Below are 14,102 nucleotides of genomic sequence, written 5' to 3'. Positions count from 1 at the left end.
CCTCCTGCGCGCGCGGATCATCCTGTCTTTGCGGCGCGGCGGTGCCGGAACTCCTGCACGGGCAGGCCGCCCCAGCCCCAATTGTCGGTGTCGACTTCCTCGATCACGACGAAAGTGGAATCGAGCGGCTTGCCGAGAACGTCGAACAGCAGCTGGCTCGATCCCCTGATCAGCGCGGCCTTCTCGTCCGCGGTGAGCGACGCCGCTCCCGGCGCCGTTCCCTCGCGGGTCACTTGAATGGTCACGATGGGCATCGTGCGTCTCCGCGCTCAGTGACCGGCGCTCTGGCCGCCGTCGACATGCAGGATCTCGCCGGTGACGAAGGAGGCGCCCTCGAGATAGAGCACGGCATCGACGATGTCGGACATCTCGCCCATGTGGCCGACCGGGTGCAGCGCACCGTACTGGGCGTGCGTCGCGACCGCGTGCATCGGCGACTTGATGATGCCCGGCGAGACCGCGTTCACGCGGATGCCGCGCCTCGCATATTCGATCGCAAGCGACTTGGTCGCGGCGTTCAGCCCGCCCTTGCTCAGCGAGGCCAGCACCGACGGCACGTTCGAATTGGCCTGATCGGCCAGGGTGGTCGTGATCTGGACGACGTGACCCGAACCCTGCTTCTCCATCTCGGCGATGGCGAGCTGCGTGATGTGGAAGAAGCCCGCGACGTTGGTGCCCATCACCGCGGCATAGTCCTCGGCGGTGTACTGGGTGAACGGCTTGGCGACGAAGATGCCGGCATTGTTGACCAGCGTGTCGACGCGGCCGAAGCGGGCGACGGCTTGCGAGACCACGCGCTCCGCCGTGCTGCGGTCGGCGATGTCGCCGGGAATGGCGAGGACATCGTCGTCGCCCGAGGGCTTGATGGAGCGCGCCGTTGCGACGACGCGGTAGTTGCGATCGCGAAAACCCCGGACCAGGGCGGCGCCGATGCCCTGCGAAGCACCGGTGACGATGGCGACCTTCTGCTCGATACCCATGATGGGCTCCTGTTGTTGGCTTGTGCCGGCCGATGGCTGGCTTGCGTGATCAGATACGCCGCGGGCCCCTGGCCGCGAATACGCGCCGTCCGGCAGACACTCTTTCGCGGCGCGAACGAATGCCGGATCGGCCTCTGGCGGCGGTTGTCGCGGCGGTGGCAAACGCCTAGCTTGCCACCACAATTTCATGGGGCGACGGGACGCGCATGGATCGTCTGGATGCGATGAAGGTGTTCGTCCTTGCGGTGGACGAGGGCAGCTTGGCTGCCGCAGGACGCAGGCTCGGCCGTTCGCCGGCGGCGGTCAGCCGCGCCATCGCCTTCCTCGAGGAGCGGATCGGCGCCGAGCTGCTGCACCGGACGACGCGATCGATCAAGCTGAGCGAAGAAGGCGAGCGCTATGTCGCGATCTGCCGCCGCGTGCTCACCGAGTTGGAGGAGGCCGACGACATCGTGGCCGGACCGCGCACGGCACCCCGCGGCCTGCTGACGGTGACCGCCCCCGTGGTGTCGGGCGAGATGGTGCTGCGGCCGATCCTCGATGCGTTTCTCGATGCCTATCCGACCGTGTCGGCAAAGCTCCTGCTGTTCGACCGCTCGGTGAATCTGATCGAGGAGGGCGTCGACATCGCGCTTCGCATCGGCCCTCTCGCGGATTCGGCGATGGTCGCGATGCGGGTCGGCGAGATCAGCCGCGTCGTGGTGGCTGCGCCGCGCTATCTGAAGCAGCACCCGCGCATCGCCGAGCCCGGCGATCTCGCCAAGCACCAGATCGTGGCGATGGCGCACCTTCCCAATTCCTGGACCTTTGCGCCGCAGGCCGGCGCATCGGCAGCGCGGACGGTGCAGTTCACGCCGCGCCTCGTTGTCAACAGCACCTATGCGGCGGTGGCATCGGCGGTTGCCGGGCGCGGGGTGGTGCGGATGTATTCGTACCAGGTGGCCGAACAGGTCGCGCGCGGCGAGCTCGAGATCGTGCTGGCCGGCGACGAGGATCCGGAGATGCCCGCGCATTTGATTTGCCCGCAGGGCCGGCTCTCGGTGCCCAAGGTGCGGGCGTTCACCGACTTTGCCGTGCCGCGGCTGAAGAAGCACTTTGCACTGCTGAAGAAGAGCATCGGTGCGCGCTGAGCATCGCTGCTGCGTCGCGACTGCCAATGCGTTGTTTTGCGTATTCGAGCACCGGGGTGAATCGGCCATGCTGCCCAAACGGTTAACGCCGGATTAACCGCGGAGTCCTAGCCTGTCTCGGCCGGGGTTACTCGCAAGGCCGAGGTGAGCCCAATGGAAGCCCAGAGAATTGCGGTCGACGCCGTCGTCGCGCTGACCGATTGCGACCGCGACGCCGTCATCGCCTTCATCCGCCGGCTCTATCTCGCCGGCGTCACCGACCCCAAGCGCCTCACTTTCAAGGGCCTCCAGGCGCTGTCGCGGGGGTGAACCGGCTTGGCCGGCTTCCCGCGCCGGTTCCGCCCCCCGCGCTCTCCCCAGTGTGATTGCAACCCACCCGTGAATATCTTGCCGCTTCGGCCGGGGCGGGATAAATGACGCCCCGGCTGGGTCACCGGGGGAACGGGGAAATGTTGAAACAGCTTTTTGCGCCGCAACTCGTCATTTTGTATGTGCTTGCGGCCTCGACGATTTATGTTCACTTCCGCGGCAAGCAGCGGTTGCGCTTCGCGCGCCAGCTCGGCGATCACTCGACCTATCTCGCGCCCTACAACGTGCTGATGTATGCGGGCTCGGCCGTGCCGAACAGGCCGGTGATCCCGGTCGAGCAGTTTCCCGAGCTGAAACCGCTGAGTGAGAACTGGGAGACCATCCGCGATGAGGCGGTGCGCCTGTTCGACGAGGGCTTCATCCGCGCCGCTGCCAAGAACAACGACTGGGGCTTCTACTCGTTCTTCAAGAGCGGCTGGAAGCGCTTTTACCTGAAATGGTACGACGACTTCCTGCCTTCGGCGAACACGCTGTGCCCGAAGACGGTGGAGCTGCTCAAGTCGATCCCGAGCGTGCATGGCGCGATGTTCGCGATGCTGCCGCCCGGCGGCAAGCTCGGCGCGCACCGCGATCCCTTCGCGGGCTCGCTGCGTTATCACCTCGGCCTGGTCACGCCGAATTCGAACAAGTGCCGGATCCTCGTCGACGGCGTCGAATGCGTCTGGCGCGACGGCGAGGCCTTCATGTTCGACGAGACCTTCATCCACAGCGCGGAGAATGCCACCGACGTCAACCGCATCATCCTGTTTTGCGACGTCGAGCGCCCGATGAAATATGGCTTCATGACCGCGATCAACCGCTGGGTCAGCCATCACATCGTCAAGGCCTCGGCGACCCAGAACGTCGAAGGCGAGAATGTCGGCGTGCTCAACAAGGTGTTCGGCAAGCTCTATGAGATCCATCTCGGCAGCCGCAAGGTCAAGGAGTGGAACCGCAACGTGTACTACACGCTGAAATACTCGCTGACGGCGCTGGTGCTCGGCCTCATCGTGTTTTCGGCGTTGAAGTGAATGTGTAGGGCGGACAAGTCGTTAATCCGCCCTGCGATCCCAAGATTTCATCTGGCCGCGAACGCTACGAGTTGAACGCCGGCAGAGCCGAGGACGGCGGCAAGAATGTAACGCGTTGCCGCTTGTGAGAACCATCGCAAACCAATCGTGGTGCCGACCATCGCGCCGGCGAGTGCACCCAGGGCATATAGCCAAGTCTGGCTCGACGGTACTTGTCCCACGTAGAGCGTGCCAATCAATCCAACTGCAGAGTTACCCAAGATGAATGGCGCGGAAAGCGCCGCGGTCTGCCTGGGTGATGCCCAGCGCATCCCGACCAGAATGGGCGCGAGGAAAACACCGCCACCAACGCCAGTGAGACCGGAGATGAAGCCGACACCGGCGCCCATAGATATCGCGGCCCAGGGCGGAGTAACGCGATCCGGCGCATCGCGACTGCTCCGCCCAACTATCAGGACGACAGCGGCGACGAGGAGCACGAGCCCCGTCACCGCGTGGTAGATGTCTTCGGCCAGCACAATGGATGCGCCGAACAGGGTGGTTGGCAGGGACGCAATCAGCAGCGGCTTGAGTTTTGCCCAGTCGATATGGCTGCCGCGATCGAAGAGCCACGTGGAATAGGTCGCCGCGACGATATTCAGTAACAGAGCCGTTGGCCGCATCTCGTTTGGCGGAAACGAGGCAAAGGCCATCAAGGCAAGAAATGCCGTTCCTCCAGCCTGACCTACTGTTGCGTAGAGAAGCGAGACAATAGCGAAGCCTGCGGTCAGCATTTTCTAGTGATGGTGCTTGTGTCCTTCTGGATCGTCGGCGCGCTGGTAACCTCGTAACTCCGCGTATCGCTGCATTTGACGCTGGTCGAGCAAGGCGGCGGTCGACAGATGATATTTGAGGTGGCTTTCACGCAGCTTTGCCTGGGTTTCGGAAATGGCAACGATGGCCGTCTTGAGCGATTCCGACGTCACGACGCGGGCAGAGAAAAGGTGGTCCAACTCCCTCTCTTGCTCGACAAGCTTGTTGCCCAGCGGGACCGCCTCTTGCTTCATGTCGTCAAAGAGACGCTGAACCTGGACGCGTTGATCCACTGTCAAGTCAAGGCGATCACCGAGCTCAAGCACATGGCTCGGGCCGGGATATCCATTGAGTTCAGCGGCAAGCGCCAGGCCCATGCCGCGACCGGTCTGGAGATCGTTGATCTGCTGGCGCGAGAGTGCCTTGATGGGGCGCTGCTCAAGGCCAGCATACGGCTGGCTGGACTGCGCGTTCGCAGTGTTGCAGGTTACGACAAGCGCGGCCGCAAGCAGCAGAATGCGTCTCATAAGTCTGCCTCCATGAGATCAGCCCGGCTCGTTGATCGATCTCCACCGGTGCTCTCCAGATATCTTGCTGGACGGTTCGCCCCATGGCAACAAGATTGCCTTGATCGAGACGCCAAACATGGAGCAGGCAATGGCCCCGTTGCCAGTTGCGAATACCGAGATAGTGCAATTCTTCCGTACGTGGCTGGCGACCTTCTCAGGGTATGTCCGCGAGGTCGACTATGCTTCGGCGCGGCCGCTCTTCCATCCGGATGTGCTCGCCTTCGGCACGCATAACGATGTCATCCCCGGCCTCGATCAATGGGTCTCATCGCAATGGGACAACGTTTGGCCGAAGACGACCGACTTTCGATTTGTCATCGAGCAGACATCCATTCTGGCGTCTCCCGACGGCACGATGGCGACCGTGATCGCGCCGTGGACGAGCACGGGCTATCATCCCGATGGCAGCGCGTTTCCGCGTCCCGGCCGGGCGACGATGGTGTTTTCGAGAGTCGGCGATGGCTGGCTGTGTGTGCATTCCCACATGTCGCTCAATCGCGGTGTGCCGCAGGCAAGCCACGCCAGTCGGCCGGTGAAGGCCTGGTAGATCGAAGACGTCCGCGATCGCGCGCTCGACATGCAAAAGGCCCCGGACAGGTCCGGGGCCTTTCGATATCGAGATGTTGCGCGGCTTACTCGGGCTGGCCGATCGAGACCTTCAGCGAGCCGACGCCGTCGACGCCGCATTCGAGCTTGTCGCCGGGCTGGAGCTGCGACACGCCGGCCGGCGTGCCCGTCATGATGATGTCGCCTGCGGCGAGCTTCACCTGCTGCGAGAGCTGCCAGATCGTCTCCGGCACGTTCCAGATCATCTGCTCGAGGTCGCCGGTCTGGGCTTCCTTGCCGTTGACCGTGAGCCAGATCTTGCCCTTGGAGGGATGGCCGATCTTCGAGGCCGGCTGCAGCGCGGAAGCGGGTGCGGAGCCGTCGAACGACTTGCCGATCTCCCACGGACGCTCCTTCTTGCGCGAGGCGATCTGGAGGTCGCGGCGGGTGAGGTCGATGCCGACGGCATAGCCGTAGACGTGGTCGAGCGCCTTCTCGGCGGGGATGTTCAGCCCACCGCTCTTCATCGCGACGATCAGCTCGACCTCGTGGTGCAAATCCTTGGTCAGCGGCGGATAGGGAATGGTGGCGCCGTCGGGCACCAGCATGTCGGCATGCTTGGCGAAGAAGAACGGCGGCGCACGCTCGTCGTTGCCCATTTCGCGGATGTGCTCGAGATAGTTGCGGCCGACGCACCAGATGCGGCGCACGGGGTAGCGGCCGCTTTCCCCGACGACGGGAAGCGAAGCCTGGGGCGGAAGCGGGATGACGTAGGAGGCGGCGTTCATGAAGCGGTCTCGCTGCTCTTGAGGTGAAACGAACTCTATGCGGTTGCGCTGATCGGCGCCAGAGCGCCGGCGTCGTGATGTTGCAGACGGAAGAACGAGGCGTAGCGGCCGCCGCGGCGGAGCAGCTCGTCGTGCCGGCCCTGCTCGACGATCTCGCCGCCCTCGACCACCAGGATCGCATCCGCGTGCATGATGGTGTGCAGGCGGTGCGCGATCACGATGGTGGTGCGGTTCTGGCAGAGATGCTCGATCGCCTCCTGCACCTGGCGCTCGGACTCCGAATCGAGCGCGGCAGTGGCCTCGTCCAAGAGGATGATCGGCGCGTTCTTGATCAGCGCGCGTGCAACGGCGATGCGCTGCCGCTGGCCGCCCGAGAGCTGTGTGCCGTGCTCGCCGACCGGCGTGTCGTAGCCGAGCGGGAAGCTCATGATGAAATCATGCGCGCAGGCCGCTTTCGCAGCATCGATGATCTGCTCTTCGCTCGCGCCGGGCTTGCCGAAGGCGATGTTGCTGCGGATGGTGTCGCGGAACAGATAGACGTCCTGGCCGACATAGGCGGTCTGGGCGCGGAGCGATTTGCGCGACACCGCGCCGATCGACTGGCCATCGATCACGATGTCGCCTTGCGTCACCTCGTAGAAGCGCAGCAGCAGCCCCAGCACGGTCGACTTGCCGCCGCCGGAGGGACCGACCAGCGCGGTGACCTTGCCGGGCTCGGCGACGAAGCTCATGCGGTTGAGCACGGTCTCGCTGGCGCGATAGGAGAAGCTGACGTCGCGCAGCTCGATCCGCGCGTCAGAGAGCTTGAGCGACGGCTTGTCGTCGTCGGAATGCTCGCTCGCCGGGCTGTCGACGACTTCGAGCAGCATGCGGGCGCCGACGAGCTGGCTGTTGAGGTCGATGTTGAGCCGCGCCAGCCGCTTGGCCGGCTCGGTGGCCATCAGGAAGGCGGTCATGAAGGAGAAGAACGCGCCGGGCGTGGCGTTGAGCGCGACCACGCTGTAGCCGCCGTAGAGCAGGCAGCCGGCGACCGCGAAGCCGCCGAGCATCTCCATCAGCGGATTGGAGCGGTTGGCCACGCGGGCCATCTTGTTGGCGTTGCGCTCGACGATCGCGATGTTCTCGTCGATACGCTTCTGCATGGTCTCTTCGAGCGTGAACGCCTTGACGGTGCGGATGCCTTGCAGCGATTCCTGCATCGTCTCCATGATGTCGGCGGTGCCGGTGAACTGGTTGTAGGCGAGGCCCTTGATGCGCTTGACCAGCTTGCGCAGCACCAGCATCGCCGGCGGCACCACGACGAGGCCGATGAACGACATCACCGGATCCTGCCACACCATCACGCCGATCATGGCGAGCAGCATCATGAGGTCGCGCCCGACGGCGTTGACCAGCATGTTGAGGACGTCGGTGATGGATTTGGCGCCGGCCGTCAGCCGCGCCAGGAATTCAGACGAATGCCGCTCGGAGAAGAAGCCGACGCTTTCGCGCATCAGCTTGGCAAAGAGCTGGCGCTGGTTGGTGGCGAGGATGGCGTTGGAGATCTTGGTCAGGATCACCATGTGGCCGTAGGTCGCCACGCCCTTGATGAAGAGCAGGATCACCGTGATGCCCGAGAACATCGCGATGCCCGGGATGTTCTTGTCGACATAGGCCTGGTTGATGACCTGGCCGAGCACGTAGGTCGCGCCCGCGGTCGATCCGGCGGCAAGCGCCATCAGCGCGAAGGCGACGAGGTAGCGCCGCCAGTAGATCATCCCCTGTTCCGTGACCAGGCGGCGAATCAGGACCGCTGCCGCATAGGGATCGTCGGTGATTTTCTTTGGAAACTGGGCCATCCGGTGTCCATTGACGGAGCAAGGAAAAGCCTGCTCGCGCGTCAGGGATCGAAGGGCCTCTGTGCCCGCTAAAGCCGGGCTTTTCAAGCCCAATTAAGGGCTTGCGCCGGGATGGAATCTAGGCCGAGGCGGCGTGGCGGAGCTCGCCATGGCGCTCGCGGAACAACTTGTCCTCCCAGGCCAACGCGTGGGCCGCGATGGTCTCGAGGTCGTCGTATTGCGGCTTCCAGTCGAGCAGGCCGCGGATGCGGCTGGTGTCGGCGACCATGGTCATGATGTCGCCGGGCCGGCGCGGGGCGTATTGCACGGCAAAGCTGCGTCCCGAAACCCGGCGCACCGCGTCGATGGTTTCCAGCACCGAATAGCCGCGGCCATAGCCGCAATTCAGCGTCGTCGAGGCGCCGCCATTGCGGAGGTAAGCCAGTGCCGAGCGATGCGCCTGCGAGAGGTCCGTGACGTGGATGAAGTCGCGGATGCAGCTGCCGTCCTGGGTCGGATAGTCGGTGCCGAACACGTCGATCTTGGCGCGCTGGCCGGTCGCGGCTTCCACCGCGATCTTGAGCAGGTGCGTGGCGCCGACGGTGGCTAGCCCAATGCGGGCCTGCGGGTCGGCACCCGCAACGTTGAAATAGCGCAAGGTCACGTATTGCATGCCGTAGGCGGCGGCGACGTCGTGCAGCATGATCTCGCTCATCAGCTTCGACGAGCCGTAGGGCGACAGCGGCCGCGTCGGCGCGTGCTCGGGCACCGGCACCTGGTCCGGATTGCCGTAGACGGCGGCGGTCGAGGAGAAGATGAAGCGGCCGATGCCGCGCTTGACTGCGACGTTGAGCAGATTGCGCGCGGTCATGAAGTTGTTGCGGTAGTAGCCGAGCGGGTCGCGCATCGAATCCGGCACGACGACCGAGCCGGCGAAATGGATGATGCTCTCGATGTTGTGCTGGGCGATCACGCCTTCGAGCAAATTCTCGTCGCCGGCATCGCCAATGAACAGCGGCACGCCTTCGGGCAGATAGGCGGAGAAACCGGTCGAGAGATCGTCGATCACGACGACGTCCTCGCCGGCTTCCGCCAGCGCCAGGACCGTGTGACTTCCGATATAGCCGGCACCGCCGGTGACTAGCACAGTCATGATCTCACCCGTCTCCGATCAACGCGCCAAGTTAACGTTTGCGCGGTGAAGAGGGGGTTTCGGTGCGGCTGAACTGGTCACTATGCTTAATGTTGCGTATAGGGGGCCTGCTCAACGGAGTGTGACGTGACGAAATCCCCCGGCGATCTCGATGTGATCGTGCCAAATCTGCACAGGCGCTATTCCGGGGTCACCGCGACCAACCGGATGGTGGCGCCGCGGCTGGCAAGGCTGTTTCGCGCCGGCTGGCTCGGCTCCGATGCACCGGAGGGAATTGTGCGGCTGAGCACTGCGGATTTCCTGAAATTATGGGGCCGCAAGGCGCCGCTGATCTGGCACGCCCGGCGCAACAACGAGATGATCGCGGGCGTCGCGTTGCGTGCGCTCGGCTGGCCATTGAAACTCGTGTTCACGTCGGCAGCGCAGCGGCATCACAGCTGGATCACGCGCTGGCTGATCCGGCGCATGGACGCGATCATCGCGACATCAGATATCTCGGCCTCGTTCCTCAAGGTGAAATCGACGGTGATCCCGCACGGCGTCGACACCGATGTCTATGCGCCGCCGCTCGATCGCGCCGCTGCGTTCGCGGAAGCCGCGCTGCCGGGCCGCTACGCGATCGGCTGCTTTGGTCGCGTGCGCGCGCAGAAGGGCACGGATGTGTTCGTCGATGCGATGTGCCGTCTGCTGCCGCACTATCCGGATTTCACCGCCGTCATCGTCGGTCAGGTGACGCCCGAGCAAACTGTTTTTGCGAACGACCTGAAGAAGCGCATCGAGGCCGCCGGCCTGCAAACGCGCATCGTCATCACCGGCGAGCTGCCGATCGAAGCGGTGCAGCGCTGGTACCAGCGGTTGACGATCTACGCCTTCACCTCGCGCAACGAGGGCTTTGGCCTGACGCTGATCGAGGCGATGGCGGCCGGCAGCGCGCTGGTCGCTGCGCGTGCCGGGGCTGCCGAGCTCGTCGTCGAGGATGGCGTCACCGGCGTGCTGATCCCGACAGGTGATGCCGGCGCGCTCACGGTGGCGCTCGAGCCGCTGATGCGCGACGTGGCTACCGCAACGGTGATGGGTGAGCGCGGCCGGGCGCGCGTGCTCGAGAAGTTCAGCCTCGATGCCGAAGCGGCGCGGATCGGCGAGGTATATCGTCCGCTGCTCTGAGGCGTCGTTTCCAGGGCAGCAAGGCAAAAAACCGCGAAAACAACCCCATGCACAGTAGCCGGGGCCAGCAGAATCAATGACTTGCGGCCGGTGACGATTGATTCTGATTTTACGAAATAGATTTGACTCGTCGGGCAAAGCACCGGCATGATGTCATCATCGGCACAGCCTCGACGCCGTCGTGGTCGACTTCACATTGGGCAGCGCACATACGGCATTTGCACCGGCACCGGCTCCTTGGAGCTGAGCGTGATGTTATTCTCGCCGGAGAATGTCAGATCGAATGTCACGTCTGAAATCGCGACGCCGTCCGAGCACGACGCGATCAGTCGCATGTTCGGCCCGTCGTCGCGCAATGATTTGACGGTGCATTTTTCAAATGTGCCGGTGATTTGCTTTCCCTGGACGATCAGGCCGCCCGCGTGGAGATCAGCATCTTTCTTGAAGGCAAGCCTGTTGTTCTCTTTGGTGAACATTTGGCCACAGGCCGAGGCGTCGATTGACCAGGCTCCGTTCAAATCCGCAGCCTGTATCGAGGCCGATTGCGTCACGAGAAGCAATGCCGTCACCAAGGGATTGAAGGTCCTCATGAAACTCTCCGACTAAAGGGGCAATGTCGCTGAATCAGCCTCTTCGATGCCGAGAAGGCGCAGTAAGCACTAAGATGTGGTCCTTCGTATCGGTCTTGCGTCGCATTTGGGTGCGACGAACTGGCGAAACTGTTGTTGATCTAGGTCAAAGGACCTGCAGAACGCCCGTCTGCTTGCGGCAGGGCGCAGCGTAACGCGATGGGTCGCCCGGCTTGTCAGAATTCAGACAGGCCACCGAACATGTCCCGCGGCCTCCGCGCTTGCCGCGGTTGGGGGAGCGGCGCCCGACTGAGGCGCGATGAGATCAGGATGAACCGTCGTCGCGCCTCAGGTTATCGTTGGAGCATGATCTTCCCGGAAAACCGCTTCGCGCTTTCCGGATCATGCTTCAGAGATCGATGCTGACGGCGATGTTGCGGCCCTGAAGCTCGGCAATCTTCATTCCATCAGCCTGCACTTGCGCGAACTCCGGGTCATGTGCCACGGCTTCCTGCACTTTGCCGTAAACTTCCCAATTGGCGTAGCGCGTCGCAACCAGCAACTCTCCTGCCCACGCGCCAGTATGGAAGCGGGAGAGCCGGAGAAATTCGGCGCCATGCTTCTCAAAGATCTTCTTTGCCTGTCTGACGATCTTGACCATTTCCTCGGGTTTGTCGGTCTTGAATCGGGTGAATTGAACGATCGGCATGGGTTACCTCCATCGTTGTGTAAACTGTTCAAGAGGCATGTATCGAGCGACGTTGAGGAGCTAAACCTCTGTTCGCGTCTCGATGAGGATTCGTCTCGGCCGACGTGATCCTGGTTCACCCTTGGCAAGTGGCACCCGCGCTGCCCTTTTTCTGCGCCGTGCGCTTGAATGTCTTTACGCTTGGGTGTGTTCACGACTGTTGACCGGGCGTCGGACCGGCAGGCTCAATGGTCGCCTTTCGGGTGTCGAGCGGTCCCGACTAAAGCGCGATGAGATCAGGATGGATCGTCATCGCGCTTTAGGTTGTCGCTTGAGCGTGATCCCCGAGCACCCGCTGCGCAATTCCCACCACCTCGCTCGCCGCGATATCCCGCATGCAGCGGTGGTCGTTCATCTTGCAGATCGTGCTCTGGCAGGGCTGACAGGACAGCACGCTCTTGTCCTGGACCACGGTTGCAGCAAGGCCGTTCAACGGCGCCCAGAGGTAGGGGCTGGTCGGGCCGAAGATGCCCATGGTGGGCGTGCCCAGGGCGGCTGCGATGTGCATCAGGCCGGAATCGTTGGAGATGGCGACGCCTGCCGCGGCCATTGCCAGCACGCCGTTGCGCAAATCGTTGCCGGTGAGGTCCCGCACGCCCGGGCCGCCGGCCGCGACGATCTCCTGGGCGAGGCCTTTTTCCGCGGGGCCGCCGACCACCCAGACCTCCAGCCCACGTTCGGCCAGCAAGCGGGCAGCCTCCGGATAGTAGGTCCAGCGCTTTGAGACGCCGACCGAGCCGGGGGCCAGCGCCACGGCGGCACGGGCGCTCAGCCCGTTGGCCTGCCGCCAGCGGGCGATGTCGTCAGCCGGGACCCGCAATTGCGGGACCGGCCATTCTGGCGGCAAAGGCGCGCCGTCGGGCTGGGCGAGGGCGGCGTTCTTGTCGATGAAGCGGGGCAGCTTCTTCTCGCCCCAGCGCCAGCGGTTGAGCAGGCCGAACCGGAACTCGCCGACGAAGCCGACCCTTTCAGGGATGCCGGCCAGCGCGGGCGCGATGGCGGCCTTCCAGGTCCGGGGCAGCACCAGGGCGGTGCCATAGTTCCGCTCACGCAGCAGCTTCGCCAGGCCGAACTGGCGCCCCACGGCCAGCCGGCTGCGCGGCAGGTCCCAGACGATCCCCTGACGCACGCCGGGCATGTACTCGACCAGCGGGGCGCATAGGGAGGTGGTGAGGAGATCGACCGGCCGATTCGGCCAGCGCTCGTTCAGGATCCGGACAACGGTATGATTCCGGACGAAATCGCCAATCCACATGTAGGGGATGATCAGGATCGGGCGGGTGTCGCTCCGATCTGCATCTCGGCTAAATTGCGAATCTTGATTCATTCGTTAATAGGACCGGAAGGCGCGTGATGTGGCGGTTCGGTTACCCGCTCCGGGCCGGCAGGTAAAGCCGGGACGGAGCTGACCCAAAACCGCTTACACTTTGGTGGATCATGCGCTAGGGCAGGACCGGGCCATAAAACATCGGGCAGGGTAGGTGGAATGTTGCTGGTGACCGGCGGGGCCGGTTTTATCGGATCGAATGTCGTCGCCGCGTTGAATGACGCGGGCCGCAGCGACGTCGTCGTCTGCGACCTGCTCGGCAATGACGGCAAATGGCGCAACCTCGCCAAGCGCCAGCTTGTGGATATCGTTCCGCCGGCCGAGCTGCTCGATTGGCTGAAAGGCCGCAAGCTCGACGCGGTGATCCATCTCGGGGCGATTTCCGCGACCACCGCGACCGACGGCGACCTCGTATTCGAGACCAACTTCCGCATGTCGATGCGTCTTCTGGACTGGTGCACGGCCGGCGTCGTGCCGTTCATCTACGCCTCGTCCGCGGCGACCTATGGCGACGGCGAGGCAGGCTTTGACGACGACGCCTCGGTCCCCGCGCTGAAGAAATTGCGGCCGATGAATCTCTACGGCTGGAGCAAGCACCTGTTCGATCTCGCCGTTGCCGAACGCGCAGCGAAGGGCGATCGGCTGCCGCCGCAATGGGCCGGGCTGAAATTCTTCAACGTGTTCGGCCCGAACGAGTACCACAAGGGCTCGATGATGAGCGTGCTGGCGCGCCGGTTCGACGACGTCAAAGCGGGCCGTGTTGTGCAGCTCTTCAAATCGCATCGCGAGGGCATCGCCGACGGCGATCAGCGCCGCGATTTCATCTATGTCGACGACGTCGTGCGCGTCGTCATGTGGCTACTGGCGACGCCATCGGTGTCCGGTCTCTTCAACGTCGGAACCGGCAAGGCGCGCAGCTTCAAGGACCTGATGCTAGCTGCCTATGCCGCGCTCGGCAGCAAGCCGAACATCGAATATGTCGACATGCCCGAGCAGATCCGTGGCAGCTATCAATACTTCACCCAGAGCGAGGTCGATCGCCTGCAGCGCGCCGGCTATAACGGCGGCTTCACGACGCTCGAGGATGCGGTGAAGGCCTATGTCGGGGATTATCTCGACCGGCCCGACCGTTTCCGCTGA

Annotated in this window: 16 protein-coding genes; 6 read left to right on the top strand and 10 right to left on the bottom strand. The window is 63.7% G+C overall.

The features are described from left to right. Positions 1-17: 17 nt before the first annotated feature. Together NLM25_RS30435 and NLM25_RS30430 are read right to left on the bottom strand one after the other, a co-directional pair. Positions 18-254 (bottom strand): 4-oxalocrotonate tautomerase family protein, encoded by a 237-nt coding sequence (locus NLM25_RS30435; RefSeq protein WP_254139444.1) that lies wholly within the window; start codon positions 252-254, stop codon positions 18-20. Between the two features lie 15 nt (positions 255-269). Further along, complete coding sequence (locus tag NLM25_RS30430) at positions 270-980, bottom strand: SDR family NAD(P)-dependent oxidoreductase (RefSeq protein WP_254139443.1); 711 nt, start codon at positions 978-980, stop codon at positions 270-272. Between the two features lie 206 nt (positions 981-1,186). Between NLM25_RS30430 and NLM25_RS30425 the strand changes: the two genes are divergently transcribed. From NLM25_RS30425 to NLM25_RS30415, 3 genes are all read left to right on the top strand, one after another. Further along, positions 1,187-2,110, top strand: a complete 924-nt coding sequence (locus tag NLM25_RS30425) for a LysR family transcriptional regulator (RefSeq protein WP_254139442.1) — start codon at positions 1,187-1,189, stop codon at positions 2,108-2,110. A gap of 153 nt (positions 2,111-2,263) precedes the next feature. Beyond that, on the top strand, positions 2,264-2,419 hold the full coding sequence (locus tag NLM25_RS30420; RefSeq protein ID WP_198034869.1) for a hypothetical protein: 156 nt from the start codon (positions 2,264-2,266) through the stop codon (positions 2,417-2,419). A 140-nt stretch (positions 2,420-2,559) separates the two neighbouring features. Beyond that, positions 2,560-3,489, top strand: coding sequence for an aspartyl/asparaginyl beta-hydroxylase domain-containing protein (locus NLM25_RS30415; RefSeq protein WP_254139441.1), 930 nt, complete (start codon positions 2,560-2,562; stop codon positions 3,487-3,489). 47 nt (positions 3,490-3,536) lie between these two features. Here the strand turns inward: NLM25_RS30415 and NLM25_RS30410 are convergent, their stop codons facing one another. Beyond that, the gene (locus NLM25_RS30410; RefSeq protein ID WP_254139440.1) at positions 3,537-4,262 is read right to left on the bottom strand and encodes a sulfite exporter TauE/SafE family protein; all 726 of its coding nucleotides are present in this window, start codon (positions 4,260-4,262) and stop codon (positions 3,537-3,539) included. Positions 4,263-4,265: 3 nt separating this feature from the next. After that, positions 4,266-4,808 (bottom strand): Spy/CpxP family protein refolding chaperone, encoded by a 543-nt coding sequence (locus tag NLM25_RS30405; protein ID WP_254121381.1) that lies wholly within the window; start codon positions 4,806-4,808, stop codon positions 4,266-4,268. 130 nt (positions 4,809-4,938) lie between these two features. Here NLM25_RS30405 and NLM25_RS30400 point away from each other — a divergent pair, with 130 nt between their 5' ends. Further along, a complete protein-coding gene (locus NLM25_RS30400; protein WP_254141291.1) occupies positions 4,939-5,397 on the top strand; it encodes a nuclear transport factor 2 family protein in 459 nt (152 codons plus the stop codon). Between the two features lie 85 nt (positions 5,398-5,482). On the opposite strand, the gene NLM25_RS30395 is transcribed toward NLM25_RS30400, so the two are convergent. The 3 genes from NLM25_RS30395 to galE all read right to left on the bottom strand — a co-directional run bounded on the left by NLM25_RS30395 (position 5,483) and on the right by galE (position 9,154). Continuing rightward, positions 5,483-6,184, bottom strand: a complete 702-nt coding sequence (locus NLM25_RS30395; RefSeq protein ID WP_254139439.1) for a fumarylacetoacetate hydrolase family protein — start codon at positions 6,182-6,184, stop codon at positions 5,483-5,485. Between the two features lie 35 nt (positions 6,185-6,219). After that, positions 6,220-8,022 carry an ABC transporter ATP-binding protein gene (locus NLM25_RS30390; protein WP_254139438.1) on the bottom strand — a complete coding sequence of 601 codons (1,803 nt, stop codon included), beginning with the start codon at positions 8,020-8,022 and terminating at the stop codon, positions 6,220-6,222. Between the two features lie 118 nt (positions 8,023-8,140). Next, the gene (galE, locus tag NLM25_RS30385; RefSeq protein ID WP_254121377.1) at positions 8,141-9,154 is read right to left on the bottom strand and encodes a UDP-glucose 4-epimerase GalE; all 1,014 of its coding nucleotides are present in this window, start codon (positions 9,152-9,154) and stop codon (positions 8,141-8,143) included. Between the two features lie 126 nt (positions 9,155-9,280). On the opposite strand from galE, the gene NLM25_RS30380 reads away from it, so the two are divergent. After that, entirely contained in the window at positions 9,281-10,318 is a 1,038-nt protein-coding gene (locus tag NLM25_RS30380) for a glycosyltransferase family 4 protein (protein WP_254139437.1), read from the top strand. A gap of 191 nt (positions 10,319-10,509) precedes the next feature. Here NLM25_RS30380 and NLM25_RS30375 read toward each other — a convergent pair whose 3' ends face one another. The 3 genes from NLM25_RS30375 to waaF form a co-directional block, all read right to left on the bottom strand. Continuing rightward, the gene (locus NLM25_RS30375) at positions 10,510-10,908 is read right to left on the bottom strand and encodes a hypothetical protein (RefSeq protein WP_254121375.1); all 399 of its coding nucleotides are present in this window, start codon (positions 10,906-10,908) and stop codon (positions 10,510-10,512) included. 388 nt (positions 10,909-11,296) lie between these two features. Beyond that, complete coding sequence (locus tag NLM25_RS30370) at positions 11,297-11,596, bottom strand: hypothetical protein (RefSeq protein ID WP_254139436.1); 300 nt, start codon at positions 11,594-11,596, stop codon at positions 11,297-11,299. Positions 11,597-11,894: 298 nt separating this feature from the next. After that, a complete protein-coding gene (gene waaF, locus NLM25_RS30365) occupies positions 11,895-12,962 on the bottom strand; it encodes a lipopolysaccharide heptosyltransferase II (protein ID WP_254139435.1) in 1,068 nt (355 codons plus the stop codon). Between the two features lie 159 nt (positions 12,963-13,121). Here waaF and rfaD point away from each other — a divergent pair, with 159 nt between their 5' ends. Next, complete coding sequence (gene rfaD / locus NLM25_RS30360) at positions 13,122-14,102, top strand: ADP-glyceromanno-heptose 6-epimerase (protein ID WP_254139434.1); 981 nt, start codon at positions 13,122-13,124, stop codon at positions 14,100-14,102.

It is taken from the genome of Bradyrhizobium sp. CCGB01, assembly GCF_024199795.1.
Classification (GTDB): domain Bacteria; phylum Pseudomonadota; class Alphaproteobacteria; order Rhizobiales; family Xanthobacteraceae; genus Bradyrhizobium.
This window is presented reverse-complemented; position numbering and strand designations above follow the sequence as displayed.

Coding starts and splice junctions, on each gene's coding strand:
- NLM25_RS30410 (WP_254139440.1), bottom strand. CDS start 4,262: ATGCTGACCGCAGGCTTCGCTATTGTCTCGCTTCTCTACGCAACAGTA.
- NLM25_RS30425 (WP_254139442.1), top strand. CDS start 1,187: ATGGATCGTCTGGATGCGATGAAGGTGTTCGTCCTTGCGGTGGACGAG.
- NLM25_RS30400 (WP_254141291.1), top strand. CDS start 4,939: ATGGCCCCGTTGCCAGTTGCGAATACCGAGATAGTGCAATTCTTCCGT.
- galE (WP_254121377.1), bottom strand. CDS start 9,154: ATGACTGTGCTAGTCACCGGCGGTGCCGGCTATATCGGAAGTCACACG.
- NLM25_RS30435 (WP_254139444.1), bottom strand. CDS start 254: ATGCCCATCGTGACCATTCAAGTGACCCGCGAGGGAACGGCGCCGGGA.
- NLM25_RS30390 (WP_254139438.1), bottom strand. CDS start 8,022: ATGGCCCAGTTTCCAAAGAAAATCACCGACGATCCCTATGCGGCAGCG.
- NLM25_RS30405 (WP_254121381.1), bottom strand. CDS start 4,808: ATGAGACGCATTCTGCTGCTTGCGGCCGCGCTTGTCGTAACCTGCAAC.
- rfaD (WP_254139434.1), top strand. CDS start 13,122: ATGTTGCTGGTGACCGGCGGGGCCGGTTTTATCGGATCGAATGTCGTC.
- NLM25_RS30430 (WP_254139443.1), bottom strand. CDS start 980: ATGGGTATCGAGCAGAAGGTCGCCATCGTCACCGGTGCTTCGCAGGGC.
- NLM25_RS30375 (WP_254121375.1), bottom strand. CDS start 10,908: ATGAGGACCTTCAATCCCTTGGTGACGGCATTGCTTCTCGTGACGCAA.
- NLM25_RS30420 (WP_198034869.1), top strand. CDS start 2,264: ATGGAAGCCCAGAGAATTGCGGTCGACGCCGTCGTCGCGCTGACCGAT.
- NLM25_RS30370 (WP_254139436.1), bottom strand. CDS start 11,596: ATGCCGATCGTTCAATTCACCCGATTCAAGACCGACAAACCCGAGGAA.
- NLM25_RS30415 (WP_254139441.1), top strand. CDS start 2,560: ATGTTGAAACAGCTTTTTGCGCCGCAACTCGTCATTTTGTATGTGCTT.
- waaF (WP_254139435.1), bottom strand. CDS start 12,962: ATGAATCAAGATTCGCAATTTAGCCGAGATGCAGATCGGAGCGACACC.
- NLM25_RS30395 (WP_254139439.1), bottom strand. CDS start 6,184: ATGAACGCCGCCTCCTACGTCATCCCGCTTCCGCCCCAGGCTTCGCTT.